Source organism: Streptomyces sp. GL_140 (assembly GCF_057834465.1).
The window spans coordinates 3826248-3849870 of sequence record NZ_CM174404.1; the positions used below are offsets into that span (position 1 = coordinate 3826248).

Below are 23623 nucleotides of genomic sequence, written 5' to 3' on the forward strand. Positions count from 1 at the left end.
CGCACCCCACACCCGCTTCTCGCTATCGTCCCGGAATGTCCCGCTGTGGACGCCCCGGAACTGCCCCGAATAAATGGCTTGAGGGCCCCGGGAGGGAGTCGTAGGCTCTGCCGTACACGAGAAGGGAGGTGGTTGCCGCAATGTACGGAAACCGGACGCGTGAGGTGGCTGCGGGCTAAAGCGCCCGCTGTCGCACGCACCCAGTGCGGTGCCAGGCGGAGTCGCCGGCGCCAATCCCAAGCAGTCACCCGACCCGCGAGCTCGCCGGTACGTCCGGCCGGCTTCCCCCACTGCAGGGGGGAAACCCGAGCTCGCGGGTCGTCTGCGTTTCAAGACCGCTTCGCTTCAGGGCCGCCTCGTTTCACGACCGCCTCACGGACAGAGCCGCTCCACGCGCCACGTCTCCCCGTCCAGGACGTACTTCAGACGGTCGTGCAGCCGGTTCTCGTGGCCCTGCCAGAACTCCACCGCGTCGGGGACCACCCGCACGCCGCCCCACTCCGGCGGGACCGGGACCTGCTCGCCCTCCGGGTAGCGCGCCTCCAGCTCGGCGTACCGCCGGTCGAGCTCCGCGCGGGAGCCGATGACGCGGGACTGGTCGCTCGCCCAGGCGCCCAGCTGGGAGCCGTGCGGGCGGGAGCGGAAGTACGCCGCCGTCTCGTCGCGGCCGATGCGGGAGGCCGTGCCGGTCACGATGACCTGGCGGGCGATGGGGTGCCAGGGGAACAGCAGGGAGACGAAGGGGTTCGCGGCGATTTCGCGGCCCTTGCGGGAGCCGTAGTTGGTGAAGAAGACGAAGCCGCGCTCGTCGAACTGCTTCAGCAGCACCGTGCGGGAGCTGGGACGGCCGTCGGGGGTCGCGGTCGACACGACCATCGCGTTGGGTTCGAAAACGTGCGCTTCGGCCGCATCCTGGAACCAGTGGGCAAACTGGCCCATGGGGTCCTCGGCGAGGCCCTCCTCGGCGACGAGGTGGGAGCGGTACTGCTTGCGCATGACGGCGGGGTCAAGGTGCTGATCGGTCACGCGGCCATCCTGCACCAGCAGGGCCGCCGGGAGTGTGCCGGATGTCACGCTTCCCCGCACCATGGGGAACGGACAAAATCTTGGGGCCGGTCCGACGGTCCCGTACGGGTGACCATCGGCCGTGCCGGGCATCAACGGGGATGACCGCGCCGGACCGCGAATCACGCCGGGAGCCGCGCGTGTTCGCACTATCTGAGGAGCCGCCTGATGTCCGACTTCGTACCCGGGCTCGAAGGAGTCGTCGCGTTCGAGACGGAGATCGCCGAACCCGACAAGGAAGGTGGGTCTCTGCGCTACCGGGGCATCGACATCGAAGACCTCGTGGGCCACGTCTCCTTCGGGAACGTCTGGGGTCTGCTGGTCGACGGTGCTTTCAACCCCGGCCTGCCGGCCGCCGAACCCTTCCCGATCCCTGTGCACTCCGGTGACATCCGCGTGGACGTGCAGTCGGCGCTCGCCATGCTCGCCCCGGTGTGGGGTCTGAAACCGCTGCTGGACATCGACGAGCAGACCGCCCGCGACGACCTGGCGCGCGCGGCCGTGATGGCCCTGTCCTACGTGGCCCAGTCCGCCCGCGGCCAGGGCCGGCCGATGGTCCCGCAGAGCGAGATCGACAAGGCCGGATCCGTCGTCGAGCGGTTCATGATCCGCTGGCGGGGCGAGCCGGACCCCAAGCACGTCAAGGCCGTCGACGCGTACTGGACCTCGGCCGCCGAGCACGGCATGAACGCCTCCACCTTCACCGCGCGGGTCATCGCCTCCACCGGCGCGGACGTCGCCGCGGCCCTGTCGGGCGCGGTCGGCGCCATGTCCGGACCGCTGCACGGCGGGGCACCGTCCCGCGTCCTCGGCATGATCGAGGAGATCGAACGCACCGGCGACGCCGTGGCCTACGTGAAGAAGGCCCTCGACAAGGGCGAGCGGCTGATGGGCTTCGGCCACCGGGTCTACCGTGCCGAGGACCCGCGCGCCCGCGTGCTGCGGCGCACGGCCAAGGAACTGGACGCCCCGCGCTACGAGGTGGCCGCCGCGCTGGAGAAGGCCGCCCTGGAGGAGCTGCACGCGCGCCGCCCCGACCGGGTGCTCGCGACCAACGTGGAGTTCTGGGCCGCGATCATGCTGGACTTCGCGGAGGTCCCGGCGCACATGTTCACCTCGATGTTCACGTGCGCCCGTACCGCCGGCTGGTCGGCGCACATCCTGGAGCAGAAGCGCACGGGCCGCCTGGTCCGTCCGTCGGCCCGCTACACCGGCCCGGCCCAGCGCAACCCGCGCGAGATCGCGGGCTACGCGGACATGGCCGAGACCGCCTGATCCGGCCGGTCCGGCAGATCCGGCCGACGGATCCGCCGATTCACCGATTCACCGATTCACCGGCTGCCACCGCACAGGGCCGCCGCGAGCACGGGGCGCCGCATCCCACCCGGGGTGCGGCGCCCGCCGCGTTCCCGGGTCGGCCGAGCCTCAGGCCAGTACCGCGTCCAGGATCCGGGCCCACTGGGCGACCACGCGGGCCCGGCGGGCGGTGTCGTCGGTGATGACGTTGGCCAGGCCCAGGCCGCGGGCCATGTCCAGCAGGCCCTGCACGGTCTCCCGTACGCCGGGTACGGACTCGTCCGCGCCCAGGAGTTCCACGGCGATGCGGTGGGTCTCGCGGCCCACCCGGGCCTCCAGCTCGGCGACGCGGGGGCGCAGCTGCTCCTCGTGGGAGGCCGCGACCCACAGCTGGAGGGCGGCGCGGAACATCGGGCCGGTGTACATGTCGACGAGCGCCGCGACCACGTCGGCGCGGTCGGCCTCGGCCGCGCCGTGCGGGAACAGGTCCCGCAGGGCGGTGGAGCGTTCCTCGGCCATGTACTCGACGGCCGCCGTGAACAGCTCTTCCCGGGTACGGAAGTGGTGCTGGGCGGCCCCCCGCGAGACTCCGGCGCGCTCGGCGACCACGGCGACGGTGGAACCGGCCCAGCCCTGTTCGGCCAGGCAGGAGACGGCCGCCTCCAGCAGGTGGCGGCGGGTGATCCGGCTGCGGGCCTGCTTGGGGCCGCTCGGGGCGCCCACCGCGGTCACCGCGGTCACCGGAGCCACGACGGGTCCCGGCGCTCGAAGCGGGCGGTGATGCCCTCGCGGGCCTCGGCGGAGCCGAAGTGACGGGCGGACAGTTCGGCGAGCGCGGCGCCGTCCCGTTCCAGGGCGGCCCGCACCGGGGCCGTGACCAGCCGCTTCGTCGCGGCCAGGGCTTCGGGGCCGGCCTTGCGCAGGCCTTCGAGTACGGGGGCCAGGACCTTGTCGACGTCCTCGCCGTGCAGGGTGAGCAGGCCGATCCGGGTGGCTTCCGCCGCGTCGAAGGCCTCGGCGGTCAGGAAGTAGCGGGCGGCGGCGCGCGGGTCCAGGCGGGGCAGCAGCGGCGCGGAGATGACGGCCGGGACCACCCCGAGGTGGGTCTCGGTGAAGGCGTACGTGGACTCGTGCCCGGCGGCGGCGATGTCGCAGACCCCGAGCAGCCCGAGGCCACCCGCGCGGACGTGTCCGGTGACGCGGGCGACGACGGGCTTGGGGAGTTCGGCGATCTCGCGGAGCAGGGCCAGGAAGTCGGCCGGGTCGCAGGGCGACTTGAGGTCGGCGCCGGCGCAGAAGGTGTTGCCGGTGTGGGTGAGGACCACCGCCGCCGCGGCCGGATCGCCGGCCGCTTCCGCGAGGGCCGCGCGGAGCTCTCGGACGAGGTCGGCGGAGAGGGCGTTGCGGTTGGCCGGGGAGTCGAGGGTGAGCGTGGCTGTGCCGGTCGCTCGCGCGGCGTGGACCAGTGGGGTCATGTTTCCTCCGGAGGGGGGTTCGGTCGGTCGGTATCCCCTCCGGGGAGGGTATGCGGGTCGCCTGCGGCGGGGCTTCGGGGGGCCGCTGCGCGGGGCCTTGTCCCCGACCCGCCCTTCCACCGTTCCCCGGGCGCTGCCCGGACCCGGTCCTCAATCGCCGGACGGGCTGAAAGATCCAGCCTCGCCCGGGGGCACCTCCCAGCGGTAGCTGGGGGAGTTTGAGGCGCGGGGTCCGGGGCGGAGCCCCAGGAAACGGGCGCAGCCCGGGCCCGGCTCGGCTAGTACGACTTCGGCAGGCCCAGGGTCTGGTGGGAGACGAAGTTGAGGATCATCTCGCGGCTCACCGGGGCGATCCGGGCAACCCTGGAGGCGACGATCAGGGCCGCCAGGCCGTACTCGCGGGTGAGGCCGTTGCCGCCCAGGGTGTGGACGGACTGGTCCACCGCCTTCACGCAGGCCTCGGCGGCGGCGTACTTCGCCATGTTCGCGGCCTCGCCCGCAGCCATGTCGTCGCCCGCGTCGTAGAGGCGGGCCGCCTTCTGCATCATCAGGCGGGCGAGTTCCAGCTCGATGTGGGAGGCCGCGAGCGGGTGGGCGACGGCCTGGTGGGCGCCGATGGGGTCCTTCCACACCTGGCGGGTCTTGGCGTAGTCCACCGCCCTGGCCAGCGCGTAGCGGCCCATGCCGATGGCGAAGGCGGCGGTCATGACGCGCTCGGGGTTGAGGCCGGCGAAGAGCTGGAGGAGGCCCGCGTCCTCGTCCCCGACCAGGGCGGAGGAGGGCAGCCGTACGTCTTCCAGGACCAGCTCGAACTGCTTCTCCGCGGCCTGGAGCTCCATGTCTATGACGGAGCGGGAGAAGCCGGGGGCGTCGCGCGGGACGATGAACAGGCACGGCTTGAGCCGGCCTGTTCTAGCGTCTTCGGTGCGGCCGACGATGAGGGTGGCGTCGGCGATGTCCACGCCGGAGATGAAGACCTTGCGGCCGGTCAGGATCCAGTCGTCGCCGTCACGGCGGGCCGTGGTGGTGATGCGGTGGGAGTTGGATCCGGCGTCGGGTTCGGTGATGCCGAAGGCCATGGTGCGGGTGCCGTCGGCGAGGCCGGGGAGCCAGGTCTGCTTCTGGTCCTCGGTGCCGAAGCGGGCGATGACCGTGCCGCAGATGGCGGGCGAGACCACCATCATGAGGAGGGGACAGCCGGCGGCGCCGAGCTCCTCCAGGACGATGGACAGTTCGGCGATGCCGCCGCCTCCGCCGCCGTACTCCTCGGGGAGGTTGACCCCGAGGTAGCCGAGCTTGGCGGCGTCCGCCCACAGCTCGTCGGGGTGGCGGCCCTCGCGGGCGACGCGCGCGAGGTAGTCGCGGCCGTAGCGCTGCCCGAGGGCGGCGACGGCGGCGCGCAGGGCCTGGTGCTCTTCCGATTCGACAACGGTGTTGCTCATGCGGGCGGTTCCTCCTGGACGACGGCGAGCAGGGCGCCGAATTCGACCTGTTGGCCGGTGACGGCGTGGAGCGCGGTGAGCGTGCCGGAGGCGGGCGCGAGGATGCGGTGTTCCATCTTCATCGCCTCCAGCCAGAGCAGGGGCTGCCCGGCGGTGACCGGGCTGCCGGGGGCCAGGCCCTCGGCGACACGGACGACGGTGCCGGGCATGGGGGCGAGCAGGGATCCCGGTTCGGTGCGGTCCTGGGGGTCGGCGAACCGGGGTACGGGGGTCAGGGTGTGGGCGCCGAGCACCGAGTCCACGTAGACCTCGGCCCCGGCCCCGACCCAGGCCCCGGGGGTGTTCGAATTGTGTTTCACGTGGAACATCCGTCGGACGCCCTCGACTTCGAGGGTGACGAGCTCCGGCGTGGCGGCCAGGACCCGGACCCCGGGCCGGTCCACGAGTTCCGGTGGCCCGCTGCGGGCCGGGTGATAGCGGACCTCGTGCTCCGTCCCGCCGACCGCGTACCGGCGGCTCTGCGGCTGGGAGCGCAGGTTGCGCCAGCCGCCGAGCCGCAGGGCGAGCTGGGCGTCCGGGGCGGGGGCCGCCTCCGCGAGGGCCGCGGCCAGGGCGGACAGGGCGGGCGCCGGGTCCTCGGGGTCGGCTTCGGTGAGGGCGCCCAGGTGACGCTCGTAGAACCCGGTGTCCAGGCGTGCGGCCTCGAACTCCGGGTGCCGCAGGGACCGCACGAGGAGTTCGCGGTTGGTGGTGACCCCGTGGATCCGGGCTCCGGCGAGGGCCGAGGCGAGGGCGCGGACGGCCTCGGCCCGGGTCGGTGCGTGGGCGACGACCTTGGCGAGCATCGGGTCGTAGTGGACGGAGACGGTGTCCCCGTCGGCGAAGCCGGTGTCCACCCGGACCTCTCCGGGGACGGCGAGGGTGTGCAGTACCCCGGTCTGCGGGCGCCAGTCCAGGGCGGGATCCTCGGCGTACAGCCGGGCTTCGACGGCATGGCCCGAGGCCTGCGGCGGGGTCAGCGGCAGGGCCGCGCCCTCGGCGATCCGCAGCTGGAGCGCGACGAGGTCGAGCCCGAAGACGGCTTCGGTGACGGGGTGTTCCACCTGGAGGCGGGTGTTCATCTCCAGGAAGTACGGACGCCCGTCGGCGGTGACGAGGAACTCCACGGTGCCCGCGCCCTGGTACGAGACCGCGCGCGCGGCGGCCACGGCCGCCTCGTGCAGGCTCGCGCGCAGGGTCTCGGGCAGGGCGGGCGCCGGGGCCTCCTCGATGACCTTCTGGTGGCGCCGTTGGAGGGAACAGTCACGGGTGCCGAGCGCCCAGACGGTGCCGTGGGAGTCGGCGAGGATCTGCACCTCGACGTGACGGCCCCGCTCCACGTAGGGCTCCGCGAAGACCTCGCCGTCGCCGAAGGCGGAACGGGCCTCGGCGGAGGCCGCCTCCAGTTCCTCCTTGAGCGCGTCCAGGTCACGCACGACCCGCATCCCGCGGCCGCCGCCGCCGGCCGCCGCCTTCAGGAGCAGCGGGAGGTCGGCGGAGGTGGCCTGCTGCGGGTCGACCGGGTCCAGGAGCGGGACCCCGGCGGCGCGCATCAGCTCCTTGGCCCGGGTCTTGGACGCCATGGCCTCGATGGCGGCGGGTGGCGGACCGATCCAGACCAGCCCGGCGGCCTGGACCTCGCGGGCGAAGTCGGCGTTCTCGGAGAGGAACCCGTAGCCGGGGTGGACCGCGTCGGCGCCCGCCGCGAGGGCGGCCTTGATGACCAGGTCTCCGCGCAGGTAGGTGTCGGCGGGAGCGGCGCCGGGCAGCCGTACGGCGGAGTCGGCCGCGCGGACGTGCAGGGCGTCGGAGTCGGGGTCGGAGTGGACGGCGACGGTGGCCAGGCCGAGCGTGCGGGCGGTGCGGAAGACGCGGACGGCGATCTCGCCGCGGTTCGCGACGAGGACGGCCCTCAGGGTCAGGGGCAAGGTCAGGGGCAGGGGCAGGGTCATGTGCGGGCTCACATCCGGAAGACGCCGAAGCCGCCACGGGCGCCCTCGACGGGGGCGTTGTGGACGGCCGACAGGCACAGGCCGAGGATCGTGCGGGTGTCGCGCGGGTCGATGACCCCGTCGTCGTACAGCCGCCCGGAGAGGAACATCGGAAGGGACTCCGACTCGATCTGGGCCTCCACGAAGGCGCGCATGCCCGCGTCGGCCTCCTCGTCGTAGGGCAGGCCCTTCGCGGCGGCGGACTGCCGGGAGACGATGGACAGCACCCCCGCAAGCTGCGCGGGCCCCATGACGGCGGACTTGGCGCTGGGCCAGGCGAAGAGGAAGCGGGGCTCGTAGGCGCGGCCGCACATGCCGTAGTGGCCGGCTCCGTAGCTGGCACCGATCAGGACGGACAGGTGGGGGACGCGGGAGTTGGAGACCGCGTTGATCATCATCGAGCCGTGCTTGATGATGCCGCCCTGCTCGTACTCCTTGCCGACCATGTAGCCGGTGGTGTTGTGGAGGAAGAGGAGCGGGATGTCGCGCTGGTTGGCGAGCTGGATGAACTGGGCGGCCTTCTGCGACTCCGCGCTGAACAGCACCCCCTGGGCGTTGGCGAGGATGCCGACCGGATAGCCGTGGAGGGTGGCCCAGCCGGTGACCAGGCTGGTGCCGTAGAGGGGCTTGAACTCGTCGAAGTCTGAGGCGTCGACGATGCGGGCGATGACCTCGCGGGGGTCGAAGGGGGTCTTCAGGTCGGCCGGGACGATGCCGAGGAGCTCCTCGGGATCGTGCAACGGCTCCTGCGCCCTGACCGGATCGGGGTGGGCCTTGCGGTGGTTGAGGCGGGCGACGACCCGGCGGGCCTGGCGGATGGCGTCGTACTCGTCGAGGGCGTAGTAGTCGGCGAGGCCCGAGGTCCGGGCGTGCATGTCGGCCCCGCCGAGGGACTCGTCGTCGCTCTCCTCGCCGGTGGCCATCTTGACCAGCGGCGGACCGCCGAGGAACACCTTGGAACGGTCCTTGATCATGATGGTGTGGTCGGACATGCCGGGGATGTACGCGCCCCCGGCGGTGGAGTTGCCGAAGACCACGGCGACGGTGGGGATGCCCTCCGCCGAGAGCCGGGTGATGTCGCGGAAGATCGCGCCGCCCGGGATGAAGATCTCCTTCTGGGAGGGGAGATCGGCGCCGCCGGACTCGACGAGGCTGATGCAGGGGAGCCTGTTCTGGCGGGCGATCTCGTTGGCCCGCAGGGCCTTCTTGAGCGTCCACGGGTTGCTCGCCCCGCCGCGCACGGTCGGATCGTTGGCGGTGACCAGGCATTCGACGCCCTCGACGGTCCCGATGCCGGTGACCATGGAGGCGCCGACCGGGTAGTCGCTGCCCCAGGCGGCCAGCGGGGACAGCTCCAGGAAGGGGGTGTCCGGATCGAGCAGCAGCTCGACCCGCTCCCGGGCCAGGAGCTTGCCCCGGCCCTTGTGACGGGCGGTGTACTTCTCCCCGCCCCCCTGGAGGGCCGCCCCGTGTGCTGCGTCGAGCTCGGCGATCCGCTCCAGGGCAGCGCTACGGGCCTGCGCGTGCTCGGGGGCGAGCGGGTCGACGGCGGTCTTGAGGCGGGTCACGGGGTCCCCTCCGGGTCGGTCTCAGGGAGCGGTGTCCCGGCTTCCCGGAGCGGGGCTTCGGCTTCGGTAAGCGCGGCTTCGCGCAGCAGGTGGACGGGGATGTCGAGGTGACGGGCTCGGAGCCACTCGCCGAGGGCCTTGGCCTGGGGGTCGAAGCGGTGGCCGGAGGCGACGCCGTCGCCGAGGACGCCGGTGATTGTGAAGTTCAGGGCGCGGAGGTTCGCCAGCACGTGCCGCGTCACTTCCAGTGCGGCCGTCTCGGGGAGCAGCGCCCGGAAGGTCTCGACGGTGAGGGTGTCGCGGAGCCAGCTCCAGGCGGCGTCGGTCTCGACCCACACTCCGACGTTGGCGTCCCCGCCCTTGTCGCCGCTGCGGGCCCCGGCCAGTGCCCCGAGGGGGGCGCGGGTGGTGGGCCCTGCGGGGCTCCCCCCCACCCCGCCCCTTCCCGAAACCGGGGGCACGGCCCCCGGACCCCCGGGCCGGGGCTCCGCCCCGACCCCTTCGGGGGCTCCGCCCCCGGGCCCCCGCGCCTCGAAGGCCGACGGGGCTTGAAGATCCAGGCGGGTGCCGTCCGGGAGGACCGCCGTGTGGGGGACCGAGGCGGCGGGGACGAGGTCCGAGGCGAAGACCCCGTAGGGCTGAGCCGGTCCCGGCGGGGCGGTGACGTGGAAGCCCGGGTAGCTGCCCAGCGCCAGCTCGATCGCCGCCGAGGTGAGCCCGCGGCCCACCCGGTCGGGGTCCGGGTCGCGGACCACCAGCCGCAGCAGCGCGCTGGCCGTCTCCTCCGTCGGCGCGTCCTCGTGGTCCGTCCGGGACAAGGTCCAGGCGACGGAGGCCACGCCGGAGAGGAGCGGCTCCAGCTGGGTCCGGACCAGCGCCGCCTTGGCCTCGATGTCCAGGCCCGTCAGCACGAAGACGACCTCGTTGCGCCAGCCGCCGATCCGGGTCACACCCACCTTCAGGTGCTCCGGCGGCGCCTCGCCCCGTACGCCCGACACGGCGACCCGGTCCGGACCGGCCCCGGACAGCCGGACGGTGTCCAGGCGGGCCGTCACGTCCGGGCCGAGGTAGCGCACGCCCTGGGTCTCGTAGAGCAGTTGCGCCGTGACCGTGCCGACCGTCACGGCCCCGCCCGTCCCCGGGTGCTTCGTGATCACCGAAGAGCCGTCCTGGGCGATCTCCGCCAGCGGGAACCCGGGGCGGGAAACGTCGTGGCGGGTGAAGAAGGCGTAGTTCCCGCCCGTCGCCTGCGTCCCGCACTCCAGTACGTGGCCGGCCACCACCGCACCCGCGAGCCGGTCGTGGTCCTGCGGCGACCAGTCGAACCACCAGGCCGCCGGACCGCTCACCAGCGCCGCGTCCGTGACCCGGCCGGTCACCACCACGTCCGCGCCCGCGCGCAGGCAGGCGGCGATGCCGGCGCCGCCGAGATAGGCGTTCGCGGTGAGAGCGCCGCTCCCCCCGTACCCGCCCGCTCCTGCGCCTTCGCCCGCTCCCGCCCGCATCAGGTCGTCGCCGTCCACGTGCGCGACCGAGACGGGCAGGGACAGCTTCGCGGCCAGCGCCCTTACGGCCCCGGCCAGTCCCGCCGGGTTCAGTCCGCCCGCGTTCGCGACGATCCGTACGCCCCGCTCGTGCGCGAGGCCCAGGCCCTCCTCCAACTGGCGCAGGAAGGTCTTGGCATAGCCGAGGTCCGGGTTCTTCAGACGGTCCCGGCCGAGGATCAGCATGGTGAGCTCGGCCAGGTAGTCCCCGGTGACCACGTCGAGCGGGCCGCCGGTCAGCATCTCGCGGAGCGCGCCGAAGCGGTCCCCGTAGAAGCCGGACGCGTTGCCGATCAGCAGCGGCCTGCCGGGCTGCCGGGCGGGGCGGCCGGTGCTGGGGCTGCCGGGCGTCTGCGTCATCGGGCGGACCCCGGCTCGCGGCCCGGACCCGCCGGGCCCGCGAAGGCCTGGGCGATGTCGAGCCAGCGGTCGGCGTCGGGGCCGGTCGCCGTCAGGGCCAGGTCGGCACGGTGCGCCCGCTGGGTCACCAGCAGGCAGAAGTCCAGCGCCGGGCCGGTGATGCGCTGGGGCGCGTCCGCGGGCCCGTACGTCCACGCCTCGGAGGACGCCGACCCCTCCGGGGGCGTCAGCTCGACCCGGAACTCCCCCACGGGCGCCGACAGCCCCCGTACCGCGTACGCGTAGTCGCGCGCCCGCACCCCGATCCGTGCCACGTGCCGCAGCCGGTCCGTCGCGGCGCGGCGCACGCCGAGCGCGTCGGCCACGTCCTGGCCGTGCGCCCAGCTCTCCATCAGGCGGGCGCTCGCCATCGACGCGGCCTTCATCGGCGGCCCGTACCAGGGGAACCTGGCTTCGGGCGAAGCGGCCGCGAGGGCCTCGTCCAGGGCAGTGCGACCGGCCCGCCAGCGGGCCAGCAGCTCGGCGGGCGCCAGTGCGGCGCCCTCCTCGGCGCCCGCGTCGACGAAGGAGTCGGGGGCCTTCAGCGCCTCCTCGACCATGCCGGAGAAGGCGGCGGCATCGGTGAGGGAGAGCAGCGCGGCCCGGTCGGTCCAGTGCAGGTGGGCGATCTGGTGGGCGATGCTCCAGCCGGGTGCGGGCGTGGGCTTCGCCCAGCCCGGCGGAGGCAACTCCGCGACGAGGGCGTCGAGTTCACGACCCTCCTCGCGAAGATCGACGAAGACGGCGACAGCGGACGGATCGGGCACGGGTGCGCTCCCCTTCTCGGCGTGGGGGAAGCGTGCCAGGAGCCGAGAAAACAATCAAGCGTGCTTGCATTATTTTCTGGAACCACTCCCACCCGACCGGGGCCGCCTCAACCCACTGCCCGCTGCGGCAACTTGGGACCCACCCCACGCACCCTTGCGCGGGAGCGGCGTCGGCACGAGGATCGAGCACATGATCAAGGGCGTGATGTTCGACTTCTCCGGAACCCTCTTCCGCATCGAACCCACCGAGGACTGGCTCCGCGCCGTGCTGGCGGAGGCCGCAATCGACGTGCCCGAGGCCGAACTCCTCGCCTGCGCCGCCCGCCTGGAGGAGGCCGGAGCCCTGCCCGGCGGCGCCAATCCCCGCCGGATGCCGCCCCACCTGGCCGCCCTGTGGCAGGAGCGGGACCTGAGCGACGAGCAGCACCGCGCCGTCTACACCGCCCTCGCCCGCCAGGTGGAACTGCCCCGGGCGGAGCCGGCCCTGCGGGACGCCCTTCAGGAGACCCAGCAGGAAGCCCAGCAGGAGGCCTCGCACGAAGCCCTGTACGAGGCCCTGTACGACCGCCACCGCACCCCCGAGGCCTGGCGGCCCTACCCCGACACGGCCCGCACGCTCGCCGCCCTGCGCGAGCGCGGCATCCCGGTCGCCGTCGTCAGCAACATCGGCTGGGACCTGCGCCCCGTGTTCCGCGCCCACGGCCTCGACCACCTCGTCGACGCCTACCTGCTCTCCTTCGAACACGGGGTCCAGAAGCCCGACTCCCGGCTGTTCCGGGCCGCCTGCGACGCGCTCGGCCTGGCACCCGCCGACGTACTCATGGTCGGCGACGACCGCGTCGCCGACGCCGGGGCCACCACCCTGGGCTGCCGGTTCCAGCCGGTCGAGCACCTGCCGGTGGACCGGCGTCCGCAGGCACTGACCGAGGTGCTCGGCCTGCTCTGACGTGGTGGGATCCGGCTGCTACCCGGCGACCCGGCGAGTGAAGTCCATCGTCCAGTTGTGGACCCAACCGGCGCCCTCGTCGGCGGAGAAGAACTGCTCCCAGCGCGGGGAGCCCGTGTCCGTCCGCGACCACACGAAGCGCACCAGGACCGCCCTGCCGTCGTAGGTGTCCTCCCCCTCGAACACCCCCAGGCCCGTGGCCGCGTCGAACCGGCCGGCGACGGGCGGGAAGAGCGTCCCGGTCCGGCGGCTCGCCCAGTTGAGGGTCCACTGATCGAGCTGGGGATCGTAGAGGCGCAGGGTCATGCCGCCGGAGCCCTTCGTGGGGAAATCAATCTCGTCCACATTCGCGGCGCCACCGAAGTGGCGGGTGGCGCTGGAGGTCCCCGGGAACTCCTCCCATCCGCTGTCCGGGTCGAGGAAGTCGGCGAGCCGGCGGTTCGCGACGTCCCAGTCGCCGAGGAAGAAGTCGAAGTCGTTCACGTGCGGGCTCCCCAAGTCGTCCGTCTCGTTGCTGATGGGGGAACCGTAGGAGCACTCCACTGACATCCTGTGTCAGTGAAGTCCAGCCGGTTGATCTCGATCCTTCTCCTCCTCCAGACCCGGGGCCGGATGACCGCCGCCGAGCTCGCCGAGGAGCTGGAGGTCTCCGTGCGCACGGTCTACCGCGACGCGGACGCCCTGGCCGCGGCCGGCGTCCCGCTCTACGGCGACGCGGGCCACAGCGGCGGCTACCAGCTCCTCGACGGCTACCGGACCCGCCTCACCGGCCTGGTCCCGGGCGAGGCCGAAGCCCTCTTCCTCACCGGAATGCCGGGCCCCGCCGCCGAACTGGGGCTCGGCCGGGCCCTGTCGACCGCCCAGCTGAAACTCCGGGCCGCGCTCCCTACGGAGCTGCGCGCGCAGGCCGACCGGATGCGGCTGCGGTTCCACCTGGACGCACCGGGCTGGTACGCGGAACAGGAGGAGACCCCGCACCTGGGGCGGATCGCCGACGCGGTGTGGCGGGGACGGGTCGTCGAGGTCCGCTACCGCCGCTGGAAGGCCCCCCACGAGGTGGACCGGCGGCTGGCCCCGTACGGGCTCGTCCTGAAGGCGGGGCGCTGGTACCTGGTGGCGGGCACGGCGCAATCCGAGGTCCCGACGCAATCCACGGTCCCGGGGCAGCCCGCGGTCCCGGGGCAGCCCACGGACCCCGGGCGGCCGTACACGTACCGGGTGGACCAGATCCTCGCGGTACGGGAGACGGCGCAGGAGTGCGAGCTCCCCGAGGGCTTCGAGCTGGCCGCGCACTGGCGCCGGACCCAGGAGGAGTTCCACGAGCGGCTGCATCCGCAGGAGGCGGAGGTGCGGGTCTCCGCGCGCGGGGCGGCCCTGCTGACCGGCGCCCAGGCCAAGGCCCTGGCCGCCGTCGGCACTCCGGATCCCGAACGGGCCGGGTGGACGCGGGCGGTGCTGCCGATCGAGTCCCACGCGCACGCGCAGGCGCTGTTCCTCGGGCTCGGCGCGGAGGCGGAAGTCCTCGCCCCGCCGTCGCTGCGCGAACGGATCGCGGCGACGGTGGCCGCGATGGGCGCGCGGTACGCCTGATCCGGGGTCCGCGGAACGGCCTGCGCGAACCCTTCCCTCCGGCGGGAGCCCTCTGCAATGCTCCGCGCATGACGACACCTCGGATGTACTTCGCCGTGGCGGCGCTGAGTGCGCTCGCGTTGGCCGCGGTCATGGCCAGTGGCTGGGGTCAGGACTTCCCGGACGAGACGCCGCCCGCAACGGCCAACGTCCAGCACGCGGACGTGGTCGTGATCGCAGCGCCCGACGGCGCCATCCGGGGCTAGGCCGTGTCTGACGGCTCTGCGCGGCGTCGCGGCGCCCGGCACGCACTCTCGACGCACCGGACGCCGCTCCTTCCCCACGCAGAACCGTCAGACACGACCAAGCCGCACCGACGTCAGCCGCACCGGCACCGGCCTCAGCCGCAGGCCGGGCCCGGTGGCAGTTGGGCCGTGGCCCGGACCAGGTCGCGCAAGAGGTCCCAGTCCATGCCGTCCACCCGACGGAACCGCAGGCAGCTCTTGCCCATGTCGTGCCGCGCGAGACGCTCCGCGAAAGCCTCGCGGAGCTCGGTGCGCATCAGGTAGACCGAGATGTACTGCTTCTGACTCGCCCACGCGAACTCCGCGCCACCGGCACCCACGCCGCCCCGCACATACGCCGGCATCCCGTACGCGATGACCTCCTCGAAGCCCGTCAGCTCCGCCACGCACAGCTCCCGCAGCCGCGTCAGCGCCTCCCGGCGGGCCTGCGGAACCCCCGCCAGATAGTCCCCGACGGCCCCGCCCGTCACCGCCGGGCCTGCGAGCGCACCGCGCCCATGCTCGCCGCGATGACCAGCGCGATCGCCGCCGCGTCGAGCGCCGACAGCGCCTGGCTCAGCACCAGGAAGCCCGCCGTCGCGGCAATCGCCGGTTCGAGGCTCATCAGGATCGCGAAGGTCGGCGCCGGCAGCCTGCGCAGGGCCAGCAGTTCCAGCGTGTACGGCAGCACGGAGGACAGCACCGCCACGCCCACCCCCAGCGCCAGCGTGCTCGGCCTCAGCAGGTCCGAGCCCGCCTCGATCACTCCGAGCGGGAGGGACAGTACGGCCGCCACAGCCATCGCCAGGGCCAGCCCGTCGGCCTGCGGGAAGCGGCGGCCCGTGCGGGCGCTGAAGACGATGTACGCCGCCCACATGCCGCCCGCTCCGAGCGCGAACGCCGCGCCCAGCGGGTCGAGGCCGCCGAAGCCGCCTCCGCCGTGGGTGGACAGGAGCACGACGCCGGCCAGGGCCAGCCCCGCCCACAGCAGGTTCATCAGCCGCCGGGAGACCACCACGGACAGCACCAGCGGGCCCAGCACCTCCAGCGTCACGGCGGGGCCGAGCGGGATGCGGTCGATGGCCTGGTAGAAGAGGCCGTTCATGCCGGCCATGGTCACGCCGAACCACCACACGGTGGTCCAGTCCGAGCGGGAGTAGCCGCGCACCTTGGGCCGGCAGACGAGCAGCAGCACCAGCGCGGCCGCCGCGAGCCGCAGGGTGACCACGCCCGCCGCACCCGCCCTGGGCATGATCATGACCGCGAGGGCGGCACCGAACTGCACCGAGACGCCCGCCGTGACCACCAGGGCGACCGGGCCGAAACGGGCCCGCACCGACCCGGGCGCGGGCCCGGAGCCGGAGGTGGCGGCGGCGTCGGGGGTCGGGCCGGTTGCGGGCGCGGCCGTGGGCGGGGAGGCAGGGGACGTCGGTACGGGCATTTATCCAGATTAGGCGGTTCGTAAGGACCGTGCTCGCGTGTTTTGCCTTACATCCGGCTCGGCGGTACCTCCGGCTCCGCTTCCGGACCCGCCCCCACCGGCCCGTCCACGGGACTGTCGACGGCCCCGTCCACCAGCCCCTCCGCCAGAACCTCCGCCAGGTGCCGGGCCCGGCCGCCGGCCAGCTGCGCGATCTGGGTCCGGCAGGAGAACCCGTCCGCCAGCACCTGCGCGCCCGGCGGGGCCGCCCGCAGCGAGGGCAGGAGCTGCTCCTCGGCGCAGGCGACCGAGACCTCGTGGTGGCCCGGCTCGAAGCCGAAGTTCCCCGCGAGACCGCAGCAGCCGCCGGTCAGCTCGCCCGTCAGCCCGGCGCGTTCGCGCAGCCGGCGGTCCGGCCCGTCGCCGAGGACCGCGTGCTGGTGGCAGTGGTTCTGGCCGACGACCGGCCGGTCGAGGCGGGGCGGCCGCCAGTGCGGGGCGTACTCCTCCAGGGTCTCGGCGAAGGTACGGACGGCCGCGGCGAGGCGGTGCGCGCGCGGGTCGTCCGGGAGGAGGGCGGGAAGGTCGGTCCGCAGGGCCGCCGCGCAGCTCGGTTCGAGGACCACAACCGGCCCGCCCGGGTCACCTGCGGCATCCACGGCGTCCAGCGTCCGCCGCAGGACCTTGCGGGCCCGGTCGAGGCGGCCGGTGGAGACGTAGGTCAGCGCGCAGCAGACGGGCGCGGCGGGGAGGACGGGCTCCAGTCCGGCGGCGCGCAGCACGCGGACGGCCGCGTGTCCGACCTCGGGGGTCAGGTACTCCGTGAACGTGTCCGGCCACAGCGTGACGGTCCGGGCGGTGCCCTGCGGGCGGCCTGCCCCGCGCCACCCTCGCCTGAAGGACTCCGCGGCCAGCGCCGGCAGGGGCCGGGCCCGTTCCAGGCCCGGGATGCGCAGGAAGCGGGCCGCGAGGTTCGCCGGACCGGTCAGCCGCGCCGCGGAGATCGCGCGCAGCCACGCCGGGAGCCCGCCCAGGGCGTAGTGGGACAGCGGGCGCAGCCGGCCGGACCAGTGGTGGTGGAGGAACTCCGCCTTGTACGAGGCCATGTCCACGCCCACCGGGCAGTCGCTGCGGCAGCCCTTGCAGCCCAGGCAGAGATCCAGCGCCTCGGCGACCTCGGCCGAACGCCAGCCGTCCGTCACGATCTCCCCGGCCAGCATCTCGTGCAGCAGCCGGGCCCGGCCGCGCGTGGAGTGCCGCTCCTCGCCCGTGGCCCGGTAAGACGGGCACATCACCCCCGGCCCGCCGGTGTCCAGGGACCGGCACTTCGCCACGCCCACGCAGCCGGCCACCCCTTCGGCCAGCCCCCCGGCGGCCGGACCACCGTCCGGACCCGCCCCGGCCGGACCACCCGCCGGACCACCGGCCAGCACCGCGAACCGGAGGTTCTCGTCCAGCCGGGCGGGGTGGACCAGGATCGCCGGGTTCATGCCGCCCGCCGGGTCCCAGACGGCCTTGTAGGCCTCGAAGAGGGAGATCACCGAGGGGTCGTACATCCGGGGCAGCAGCTCCGCGCGGGCCTGCCCGTCCCCGTGTTCGCCCGACAGGGAGCCGCCGTGCGCGACAACGAGATCGGCCAGGGCCGAGGAGAAGGCCCGGAAGCGGGCCACGCCCGGGGCCGTCATCAGGTCGAAGTCGATCCGGACGTGGACGCAGCCCTCCCCGAAGTGGCCGTACGGGGACCCGCGCAGCCCGTGCTCCGCCAGCAGCGCGCGGAATTCCCGCAGGTAGGCGCCGAGCCGGGCCGGCGGGACGGCGCAGTCCTCCCAGCCGGGCCAAGCCATCGTCCCGTCGGGCATCCGGGTGGCAGTGCCCGCCGCGTCCTCGCGGATCCGCCACAGCGCCCGCTGCCCCGCCGGGTCGGTGACGAGGAGGGAGTCGAGCGCGTCGGCGCCCCGTAGGAGCGCGCGGCCGGCGGCCTCGTCCCGCATCTCCACGAACAGCCACGCGCCGCCCCGGGGCAGGCCGCCCGCGGCCGGGCCCACCAGGTCGGCCGCCATGCCCTCCACCGTCAGCGGTCCGCCGGACGGGCCGTCCCCGGACACCAGGCCCGCCGCCGCGTCCGCCGCCGCGCCCTCGTCGGCGTACCCGAGCACCGCGAGCACCGGCGCGCGCGGGGCCTCCACGAGGCGCACCACCGCCTGCGTCACCACCCCGAGCGTGCCCTCGCTGCCGCAGAACGCCCGAGCGGCCTGCACACCCCGCTCGGGGAGCAGCGCGTCGAGGCCCCCGTAGCCGGAGATCCGCCGCGAGAAGCCGTCGGCCGGGCCGCCGGCCATGCCCGTCCGCAGGACGGAGAGGTGTCCGGCCACCAGTTCCCGCAGGCCCGGCGGGGTTCCCGCCCAGCCCGTGGCCAGCCGGTAGCGGGCGCCCCCGTACGCCGTCACGGCCAGTTCGGCCACGTTGTCGGCGGTGGTTCCCCAGGCCACCGAGTGGGCCCCGCAGGCGTTGTTGCCGATCATGCCGCCGAGGGTGCAGCGGGAGTGCGTGGACGGGTCGGGCCCGAAGGTCAGCCCGTGCGGGCGCGCCGCGTCCCGCAGCCGGTCGAGGACCAGTCCGGGCTGGACCACGGCGGTCCGGGAGGCGGGGTCCAGCGATACGAGGGCGTTCATGTGGCGGGTCAGGTCCAGGACCACCCCGACCCCCGTGGCCTGGCCCGCGATGGAGGTGCCGCCGCCGCGCGGGACGACCGGGACGCCGGCCCCGGCGCACACGGCGAGGGCCGCGGCCACGTCGTCGGCATCGCGCGGGGAGACCACCCCGACCGGGACCCGGCGGTAGTTCGATGCGTCCATGGTGGTCAGGGCCCGCGCGGCGGCTCCGAAGTCGATCTCTCCGCGCAGGTTCGCCCGCAATGTCCGTTCGAGTGTTCGCACGTGTTCACCGGGTGACGTCACACCCGACACCCTCCCACCGCGCCCGCGCGTCTCATCCGGTGGACGCGCCTCCAAAGCGCGGACTCCGACCGGATACGCTCGGCCCGTGGCTGAGATCCAGATTCCCGCTGACATCAAGCCCGCCGACGGACGCTTCGGCGCGGGCCCCTCCAAGGTGCGGACCGAGGCGCTCGACGCCCTGGCCGCCACCGGTACCTCCCTGCTCGGAACCTCCCACCGCCAGGCCCCGGTCAAGAACCTGGTCGGCTCGGTGCGCCAGGGACTCCGGGACCTCTTCTCCCTCCCCGAGGGCTACGAGGTGATCCTGGGCAACGGCGGCTCCACCGCCTTCTGGGACATCGCGACCGCCGGTCTCATCGAGCGGAAGTCGCAGCACCTCACCTTCGGCGAGTTCTCCTCCAAGTTCGCCTCGGCCGCGAAGTCCGCGCCGTGGCTGGACGCGCCGTCCGTGATCTCCTCGGACCCGGGCACGCACCCGGACCCGGTGGCGGAGGCGGGCGTGGACGTCTACGCGTACACGCACAACGAGACCTCCACGGGTGTCGCGGCGCCGATCAAGCGCGTCGCGGGCGCGGACGAGGGTTCGCTCGTTCTGGTGGACGCGACCTCGGGCGCCGGCGGTCTGCCAGTGGACATCACCGAGACCGACGTCTACTACTTCGCCCCGCAGAAGTCCTTCGCCTCCGAAGGCGGCCTGTGGCTGGCGGCGTTCTCCCCGGCGGCCCTGGAGCGCGCGGCCCGTGTGCACGCCTCCGGCCGGCACATCCCGGAGTTCTTCTCGCTGCCGACGGCGATCGACAACTCCCTGAAGAACCAGACCTACAACACCCCGGCGCTCTCCACCCTCTTCCTGCTGAACCAGCAGCTGGAGTGGATGAACAGCCAGGGCGGCCTGGAGTTCACGACCGGTCGTACGGCGGCCAGCGCGGCCAACCTGTACGGCTGGGCGGAGGCGTCGAAGTACGCGAACCCGTTCGTCACGGACGCCGCCAAGCGTTCCGCCGTCATCGGCACGATCGACTTCTCGGACGACATCGACGCGGCGGCGGTCGCCAAGGTGCTGCGCGCCAACGGCATCGTGGACACCGAGCCGTACCGCAAGCTCGGCCGCAACCAGCTCCGTATCGCGATGTTCCCGGCGATCGACCCGGCGGACGTCCAGGCGCTGACCGCGTGCGTGGACTACGTCATCGAGAACCTCTGACCGACGACCGACCCACACGCTCCGAAGCCCCCGGTGACATCCCGTCACCGGGGGCTTCCGCGTTGCCCGCGAGGTTCTGAAGAAGTCCCGAAGAGGTCCTGAAGAGGCCCTGAAGGACTCGGGGCGGCGATCGGCCCCGGATCCCGGGACCTTGGTCCCAAAAATCAGGGCAAAGATGCCGCAAATTGGATATCCCGGCCGCCGTCGCGGCCTGCGGTTTTATCCGCCGGGACCTTCGGCAGGGTCCCTTCCCGCCGCCCGGGAGGGCGGCGACCAACCACCCCAGGATGTCCCTCATGTCTGGTGTGCCGGGAAAAACCCCCGGCCCGTTCAGGAGGAACCCATGCGCAAGGCACTCACCCTCTCGGCGATCGCCCTCGCCTCGTCGATGGCCCTGGCGGTCCCCACCGCCGCGTTCGCCGCCGGCTCCACCCCGACCGCGTCGAAGGCCGCTGCCGGCGCCGAGGCGGCCCCGGTGGCCCTGAAGCTCTCGACCTCCACCGCCAAAACGGGCGACTCCATCCAGCTCTCGATGGAGGTCCCGGACGGCTCGAGCAACCTGTCCATCTCCTCCAAGGCCCTGAACGACGTCAAGATGACCGACGGCCGCGGCGCCACCGCCAAGGTCGCCGACGTGCCCGCCGGCAACTACGGCGTCTCCCTCACCGGCACGGGCCCCGACGGCAAGAAGCTCCAGGCCACCGCGGAGCTGACCGTCAAGGCCGACGCCCCCAAGCCGACCGAGTCCACCCTCAGCCTGTCCAAGGACCACGGCAAGCCCGGCGACAAGATCCAGGTCACCATCAAGACGGCGCCGAACGAGAAGAGCGCGTTCATCAAGTCCGACGCCTTCGGCGGCCAGATCAGCCTGAAGAACGACGGCAAGGGCGTCTGGACCGGCACCGCGGTCGTCTCCAAGGACGTCAAGTCCGGCTACTACGGCGTCCACGCCTTCGCGGGCGGCAAGGAGTTCGACACCGTGAAGTTCTCCACCGACGCCACGGACAACCCGAAGCCGAAGCCCGCCCCGCTCGACCCGAGCAAGCACAAGACCCCCAAGGGTTCCGTGAACACCGGCCAGGCCCCCCTCGGCTGGGTCCCCTCGGACGCCGCAGACAATGGCTGAGCAGTCCACCCAGGACCTCGCCCCCAGCCGGAGCGGCCGCGCCGTGCGCGTGGCCGCCCTGGCGGGCGCGTCCGTCCTCACCGCGGTCCTCGTGAGCGCCTGCTCCTCCGGCGGCGGCGAGGTCAAGAACAACCCGGCGGACGCCAAGCCCGCCTCGGTGCTCAAGCCTTCCGTCCCGGACCGCATCGTGATCCCCGACATCAAGGTCGACGCCCCGCTCGACACCGTCGGGCTCGACGCCCAGGGCGTCATGCAGGAACCGGACTTCGCGAAGCCGAAGGACGCGGCCTGGTACAAGGACGGCCCGACCCCCGGGGAGAAGGGCGCGGCCGCCGTAGTCGGGCACATGGACACCCCCCAGGAACCCGAGGCCGTCTTCTACAACCTCAAGAAGCTGAAGAAGGACGAGAAGATCGAGATCCACCGCGACGACGGCTCCACCGCCGTCTTCGCCGTGGACTCGGTCGACACCTTCAAGAAGGACCAGTTCCCGACCGACAAGGTCTACGGGGACACCCACGGCAAGGCGGAGCTGCGCGTCATCACCTGCGGCGGCAGCCTCACGAAGGACCGCCACTGGGACGCCAACGTCGTCGTCTTCGCCCACCTCGTCGGCCAGGAATAGCCCGGCGGCCCCGGAAGCCAGCGGGATGTGCCGTGCTTGACCGCCCACTTCGTGCACACGGGTTCCTCGTTCCCGAGATTTCCCTCTTCCTGAACTAATCCCATCGGCTTGGGATCCGCATCGATGTACACATTGGGTCGACATTTCGCCATGAAGAGCATAAGCATGCGCAAATGAAGCCAGAATCAATGATTTTTAGGGATCTGACCCATGCCGATCGTTACCTGTCGGCACGATCGCGGGCATGAAGGCGGACTCTGGGCGCAGATACCGTGCTTACCCCACCGAGGTTCAGGGCGAGGCCCTGACCAGGTGGGGTCATACGGCGCGTGCTCTGTGGAACGTGGCGCTGGAACAACGGGCGTATTTGTGGGAGCAGCGCCGATATACCCTCCGGTCGACCGAGCAGTGCAGCCACTTGACGGCCGCCCGTGCGGATCTCGACTGGATCGGTGACCTGCCCGCCCAGACGGGACAGCAGATCCTTCGTCATCTGGACCGGGCGTACGACAACTTCTGGAGCATTGAACACCCGGCCCGTTTTCCGGCAAGAAGGAAGCGCGGGCATCGCCTGTCGATCCCGTTTCCCGGTCAGGCGGTCGAGGTCCGCAAACTGAACCGCAAGTGGGCCGAGGTCCGTCTGCCGAAGATCGGCTGGATGCGGTTCCGGCTCTCCCGCTCCATCGGGGGCACGATCCGTAACGCCACCGTCTCCCGGGACGGCATTGGCTGGCACGTCACGCACAAACTCACCACCGGCCTCGCCAAGAGCCACGGCCTGATCGGCATCGAGGACCTGCGCGTGAAGAACATGACCAAGTCAGAGAAGGGCACCATCGCAGCACCGGGGAAGAACGTCCGGGCGAAGGCCGGGCTCACCCGGTCGATCCTCGACAACACGCCCGGCGAACGTAGGCGGCAGCTGGAGTACAAGACGCGTATGTACGGGTCCGTACTAGTCGCCGTCCAGCCCTTCCACACCTCCCAGACCTGTGCCAAGTGCGGTCAGGTCGATCCCGAATCCCGCAAGGGATGCGGTCGGCTGTTCGCGTGCACTCGCTGCGGGTACGAGGACGACGCCGACCACAACGCCTCGGTCGAGATCGAGGCCCGAGCCCGCCCGGGGGCACCTCCCGGACGGAGTGTGGGGGAGGGTGGCTCGGACATCAACAGCACGCGCAGCACCAGAACGGTGCGAGTCCCGGCCACCCGCCGGCGGCGGACGCGTGAAGCCCCGGCGCCCGCCCACGCGAGCTAAAGGGAATCGCCCCAACATATGGGGCGAGAATCGTCACTTGCTGATCGCGAAGCGCATCAGGGCCTGCTCGTCGCCCGGCTTGATCTTGCCGGTCTGGTTGATGACCTGCAGCTTCCAGCCGGACCCGTCCCGGATCGCCTTGGCCACGGCGCAGCCGTTGTCGGTGCCGAGCAGGCTCGGCCAGATGTCGGCGACCTGCTGGCTGCTGCCGCCCGTCGCGTCGTACACCTTGAAGCTGATGTTGCGCGCGTTCTGGAACGAACTGCCCTTCTTGTACGCGGCGGCGACGAAGACGATGGACGTGACGTTGCCCGGTATCCGGGCGAACTCGACGGTCACCGTCTCGTCGTCGCCCTCGCCGTGCCCGGTCTGGTTGTCCCCGCTGTGGAGCAGCGAACCGTTGCCCATCGGGTCCAGGGAGTCGAGACCCGCCAGGCGGACCGGGTCCGCCCCCTGCATGGCGATCGCGATGAGGTCGAGGTCGGTTCCGGTCTTGCGCTTGAACTTGCCCATCAGGCCGCCGCTGCTGCCCGCGGTGGGGTCCCAGGAGACTCCGATGGACAGATGGGTCACGCCACCCAGGTCCGCGGGGCCGTCTTCCTTGGTGAGCGTAATCATGGGCACCTCATACGTTGAGCGATTCCGACC

General features: G+C 72.7%; 21 protein-coding genes. 8 read left to right on the top strand and 13 right to left on the bottom strand.

The genetic code is table 11. The annotated features are described in order from the left end of the window. Positions 1-372: 372 nt before the first annotated feature. Entirely contained in the window at positions 373-996 is a 624-nt protein-coding gene (pdxH, locus tag AC3IYJ_RS17715; protein ID WP_489402846.1) for a pyridoxamine 5'-phosphate oxidase, read from the bottom strand. Between the two features lie 237 nt (positions 997-1233). Between pdxH and AC3IYJ_RS17720 the strand changes: the two genes are divergently transcribed. Continuing rightward, positions 1234-2340, top strand: a complete 1107-nt coding sequence (locus AC3IYJ_RS17720) for a citrate synthase 2 (protein WP_489402267.1) — start codon at positions 1234-1236, stop codon at positions 2338-2340. Between the two features lie 150 nt (positions 2341-2490). On the opposite strand, the gene AC3IYJ_RS17725 is transcribed toward AC3IYJ_RS17720, so the two are convergent. The 7 genes from AC3IYJ_RS17725 to AC3IYJ_RS17755 form a co-directional block, all read right to left on the bottom strand. After that, positions 2491-3111, bottom strand: a complete 621-nt coding sequence (locus AC3IYJ_RS17725; RefSeq protein ID WP_489402268.1) for a TetR/AcrR family transcriptional regulator — start codon at positions 3109-3111, stop codon at positions 2491-2493. Further along, positions 3099-3836, bottom strand: a complete 738-nt coding sequence (locus AC3IYJ_RS17730; RefSeq protein ID WP_489402269.1) for an enoyl-CoA hydratase family protein — start codon at positions 3834-3836, stop codon at positions 3099-3101. Before AC3IYJ_RS17730 ends, AC3IYJ_RS17725 begins: the two co-directional genes overlap by 13 nt. 278 nt (positions 3837-4114) lie before the next feature. Then, on the bottom strand, positions 4115-5278 hold the full coding sequence (locus AC3IYJ_RS17735) for an acyl-CoA dehydrogenase family protein (RefSeq protein WP_489402270.1): 1164 nt from the start codon (positions 5276-5278) through the stop codon (positions 4115-4117). Next, positions 5275-7269: an acetyl/propionyl/methylcrotonyl-CoA carboxylase subunit alpha gene (locus AC3IYJ_RS17740; RefSeq protein ID WP_489402271.1), complete on the bottom strand. Its 1995-nt coding sequence runs from the start codon at positions 7267-7269 to the stop codon at positions 5275-5277. Before AC3IYJ_RS17740 ends, AC3IYJ_RS17735 begins: the two co-directional genes overlap by 4 nt. An 8-nt stretch (positions 7270-7277) precedes the next feature. Continuing rightward, a complete protein-coding gene (locus AC3IYJ_RS17745; protein ID WP_489402272.1) occupies positions 7278-8876 on the bottom strand; it encodes an acyl-CoA carboxylase subunit beta in 1599 nt (532 codons plus the stop codon). Next, entirely contained in the window at positions 8873-10780 is a 1908-nt protein-coding gene (locus tag AC3IYJ_RS17750) for an acyclic terpene utilization AtuA family protein (RefSeq protein ID WP_489402273.1), read from the bottom strand. Before AC3IYJ_RS17750 ends, AC3IYJ_RS17745 begins: the two co-directional genes overlap by 4 nt. Beyond that, complete coding sequence (locus AC3IYJ_RS17755) at positions 10777-11586, bottom strand: TIGR03084 family metal-binding protein (RefSeq protein ID WP_489402274.1); 810 nt, start codon at positions 11584-11586, stop codon at positions 10777-10779. Before AC3IYJ_RS17755 ends, AC3IYJ_RS17750 begins: the two co-directional genes overlap by 4 nt. Positions 11587-11776: 190 nt before the next feature. On the opposite strand from AC3IYJ_RS17755, the gene AC3IYJ_RS17760 reads away from it, so the two are divergent. Next, positions 11777-12532: an HAD family hydrolase gene (locus AC3IYJ_RS17760; protein ID WP_489402275.1), complete on the top strand. Its 756-nt coding sequence runs from the start codon at positions 11777-11779 to the stop codon at positions 12530-12532. Positions 12533-12550: 18 nt separating this feature from the next. Here the strand turns inward: AC3IYJ_RS17760 and AC3IYJ_RS17765 are convergent, their stop codons facing one another. Further along, positions 12551-13015, bottom strand: coding sequence for a hypothetical protein (locus tag AC3IYJ_RS17765; RefSeq protein ID WP_489402276.1), 465 nt, complete (start codon positions 13013-13015; stop codon positions 12551-12553). A 75-nt stretch (positions 13016-13090) separates the two neighbouring features. Here AC3IYJ_RS17765 and AC3IYJ_RS17770 point away from each other — a divergent pair, with 75 nt between their 5' ends. Continuing rightward, positions 13091-14122 (top strand): helix-turn-helix transcriptional regulator, encoded by a 1032-nt coding sequence (locus tag AC3IYJ_RS17770; protein ID WP_489402277.1) that lies wholly within the window; start codon positions 13091-13093, stop codon positions 14120-14122. A 68-nt stretch (positions 14123-14190) separates the two neighbouring features. Further along, complete coding sequence (locus AC3IYJ_RS17775) at positions 14191-14367, top strand: hypothetical protein (RefSeq protein WP_489402278.1); 177 nt, start codon at positions 14191-14193, stop codon at positions 14365-14367. A gap of 134 nt (positions 14368-14501) precedes the next feature. On the opposite strand, the gene AC3IYJ_RS17780 is transcribed toward AC3IYJ_RS17775, so the two are convergent. The 3 genes from AC3IYJ_RS17780 to AC3IYJ_RS17790 are packed head-to-tail and all read right to left on the bottom strand — an operon-like array spanning position 14502 to position 18741. Continuing rightward, positions 14502-14876: a DUF1801 domain-containing protein gene (locus AC3IYJ_RS17780; RefSeq protein ID WP_489402279.1), complete on the bottom strand. Its 375-nt coding sequence runs from the start codon at positions 14874-14876 to the stop codon at positions 14502-14504. Next, positions 14873-15826, bottom strand: a complete 954-nt coding sequence (locus AC3IYJ_RS17785) for an EamA family transporter (protein ID WP_489402280.1) — start codon at positions 15824-15826, stop codon at positions 14873-14875. Before AC3IYJ_RS17785 ends, AC3IYJ_RS17780 begins: the two co-directional genes overlap by 4 nt. A 47-nt stretch (positions 15827-15873) precedes the next feature. Continuing rightward, positions 15874-18741, bottom strand: coding sequence for an FAD-binding and (Fe-S)-binding domain-containing protein (locus tag AC3IYJ_RS17790; protein ID WP_489402281.1), 2868 nt, complete (start codon positions 18739-18741; stop codon positions 15874-15876). Between the two features lie 106 nt (positions 18742-18847). Here AC3IYJ_RS17790 and serC point away from each other — a divergent pair, with 106 nt between their 5' ends. From serC to AC3IYJ_RS17810, 4 genes are all read left to right on the top strand, one after another. Continuing rightward, positions 18848-19966 (top strand): phosphoserine transaminase, encoded by a 1119-nt coding sequence (serC, locus tag AC3IYJ_RS17795; RefSeq protein ID WP_489402282.1) that lies wholly within the window; start codon positions 18848-18850, stop codon positions 19964-19966. 343 nt (positions 19967-20309) lie between these two features. Next, entirely contained in the window at positions 20310-21092 is a 783-nt protein-coding gene (locus AC3IYJ_RS17800) for a hypothetical protein (protein ID WP_489402283.1), read from the top strand. Then, positions 21085-21717, top strand: a complete 633-nt coding sequence (locus tag AC3IYJ_RS17805; protein ID WP_489402284.1) for a class F sortase — start codon at positions 21085-21087, stop codon at positions 21715-21717. The genes AC3IYJ_RS17800 and AC3IYJ_RS17805 overlap by 8 nt, the downstream gene beginning before the upstream one ends. Positions 21718-21961: 244 nt before the next feature. Then, complete coding sequence (locus AC3IYJ_RS17810; RefSeq protein WP_489402285.1) at positions 21962-22975, top strand: RNA-guided endonuclease InsQ/TnpB family protein; 1014 nt, start codon at positions 21962-21964, stop codon at positions 22973-22975. A 33-nt stretch (positions 22976-23008) separates the two neighbouring features. Here AC3IYJ_RS17810 and AC3IYJ_RS17815 read toward each other — a convergent pair whose 3' ends face one another. Further along, positions 23009-23593, bottom strand: a complete 585-nt coding sequence (locus tag AC3IYJ_RS17815; RefSeq protein ID WP_489402286.1) for a TerD family protein — start codon at positions 23591-23593, stop codon at positions 23009-23011. Positions 23594-23623 lie beyond the last annotated feature (30 nt).